This is a genomic window from Mycobacterium sp. (genome assembly GCF_049585075.1).
GTDB lineage: Bacteria > Actinomycetota > Actinomycetes > Mycobacteriales > Mycobacteriaceae > Mycobacterium.
On the sequence record NZ_JBAUZA010000156.1, the window covers coordinates 1 to 2290 of the forward strand.

Consider the following 2290-nt stretch of genomic DNA (forward strand, 5'->3'; position numbering starts at 1 on the left):
TCTCCAGGCCGTCCGGGAACGGGAAGAACGCGTCAGATGCCGCGACCGCGCCGCGGACCCGGTCGCCGCCACGCTCGACGGCCAGCCGTGCGGCGTCGACCCGATTGACTTGGCCCATACCTATTCCGATGGTCGCGCCGCCAGCGGCGATGACGATCGCGTTGGATTTGACCGCCCGACAGGTCCGCCAGGCGAAGGCCAGATCGGCCAGTGTGGAAGGTGACGCCGCCGCGCCCGCGACCAACGTCCAGTTCGCCGAGTCGTCGCCGTGCGCGTCGATACGGTCGCGTTCCTGCATCAGCAGACCGCCGCTGATCTGCCGCCGCTCGGTAACGTCGCCGAGGGGTTCGGATGCCACCAGCACCCGGATGTTCTTCTTGCCCGCCAGGATGTCGACCGCGCCGGGCGCGTAAGCCGGAGCCACGATCACCTCGGTGAAAATCGTGCTGACGTACTCGGCCATCTCGACGCTGACCTCGGCGTTGGACGCGATCACTCCGCCGAAAGCGCTCAGCGGATCGCATTCATGGGCCTTGCGGTGCGCGTCGGCGACCGAGACCGACGAGACCGCGATCCCACATGGGTTGGCGTGCTTGATGATCGCCACACAGGTCTGCTCGTGGTCGAACGCGGCCCGCCAGGCCGCGTCGGCGTCGGTGAAGTTGTTGTACGACATCTCTTTTCCGTGCAGCTGCTCGGCCTGCGCCAGTCCGGGCCACGCACCGTCGTCGGCGTACAGCGCCGCCTGCTGATGCGGGTTCTCGCCATAACGCAGCATTGCCGAGCGCCGCCACGTCCCCGCCAACCACTGCGGGAACGCCATTGCCGGCTGCTCCGGCGCCAGCGTCGAACCCATCCAGCCGGCGACCGCGACGTCGTACTCGGCGGTGTGTCGAAACGCCAACGACGCCAGCCTTTTTCGCTCGGCAAGGGTGAACCCGCCGCTCTTCACCGCGGCCAGCACACCGTCATAGCCGAGCGGGTCGACCACCACCGCAACGCTTGGATGATTCTTGCCGGCCGCCCGCACCATCGACGGCCCCCCGATGTCGATCTGTTCGATGCATTCGTCGACACTCGCGCCGGAGTCGACGGTCTCGCTGAACGGGTACAAGTTGACCACCACGAGCTCGAACGCCGCGATCCCGAGTTGCTCGAGCGCCGCGGCATGTTCGGGTTTGCGCAGGTCGGCCAGCAGCCCGGCGTGCACATGTGGGTGCAACGTCTTGACCCGACCGTCGAGCACCTCAGGAAAGCCCGTCACCTCTTCGACTGGCGTTACCGGAATTCCGTTATTAGCAATGGTTTTCGCGGTCGAACCGGTCGAGACGATGTCCACACCGGCCTCATGCAGCCCGCGGGCCAGCTCGACCAGCCCGGTCTTGTCGTAGACGCTGATCAACGCGCGTCGGATCGGCCGCTTGCCGTTGTCAGGGCTCATGTGCGCCACTCCTCCTCATCGCTACGTCCCCCTCGCCGCTGCGCAGCTGGGGGCGCCCCCACTGCCTCGTCGTTGGCGCCTCATCCGATAGTCGCCTTTCGTCCGTTCCAGGTCACGCCGCCGGTCGCCACCGCGGCAACCACATCCACCAACAGCCGCCGTTCGGTGACCTTGATGCGCTCGTGCAGGGTTTCTTCGTCGTCGTCGTCGAGCACCGGAATCGGTTGCTGGGCCAGTATCGGGCCGGTGTCGGTGCCGGCATCAACCAGGTGCACCGTGCAGCCGGTGACTTTCACGCCGTAGGCCAACGCTTCGGCCACCCCGTGCGCGCCGGGAAACGCCGGCAGCAGCGTCGGGTGGGTGTTGAGGATACGGCCACAAAACCGTGCAAGGAACTGCGGCCCAAGGATTTTCATAAATCCCGCCGAGACGATGAGGTCGGGTGAATGGGCCGCGACGGCGTCAGTTAGCGCGGCGTCCCATCCATCGCGGTCAACGTGGTCTGCTAACCGCACTGTGAAGGCCGGCAACGACGCGGCACAGGCGATTTCGACGGCACGGCAGTCGCGGTCCACGCCGACCGCGACCACGCGTGCCGGATAGTCATCGACGGCGGCGTCCAGCAAGGACGCCAGCAGCGAACCGGTACCCGACGCCAGGACCACCAATCGTGCCGGTGCGCTGGGAGGCACGCGGAACGGTTGCTGCACAGGGCGAGCCTAATCCGTTCGGCGACGATGCGAGCCGGCGACCGGTTCGCGGAGAAGGTAGACAGTCAGGCGTCGTCCGGCGGCGACGGCCGATCGGTGACCGACTGAGGGGAAGGTGGATCGTCGACGTCGACGTCGA

At 66.9% G+C, this 2290-nt stretch carries 2 protein-coding genes; both read right to left on the minus strand.

Annotated features, from left to right (window positions below; all coding sequences use genetic code 11):
* A partial coding sequence (gene purH, locus WB785_RS07380; RefSeq protein WP_424078182.1) for a bifunctional phosphoribosylaminoimidazolecarboxamide formyltransferase/IMP cyclohydrolase occupies nucleotides 1-1441 on the minus strand: 1441 nt, incomplete at its 3' end.
* An 80-nt stretch (nucleotides 1442-1521) separates the two neighbouring features.
* On the minus strand, nucleotides 1522-2151 hold the full coding sequence (purN, locus tag WB785_RS07385) for a phosphoribosylglycinamide formyltransferase (protein WP_424078183.1): 630 nt from the start codon (nucleotides 2149-2151) through the stop codon (nucleotides 1522-1524).
* Between the last annotated feature and the right edge of the window lie 139 nt (nucleotides 2152-2290).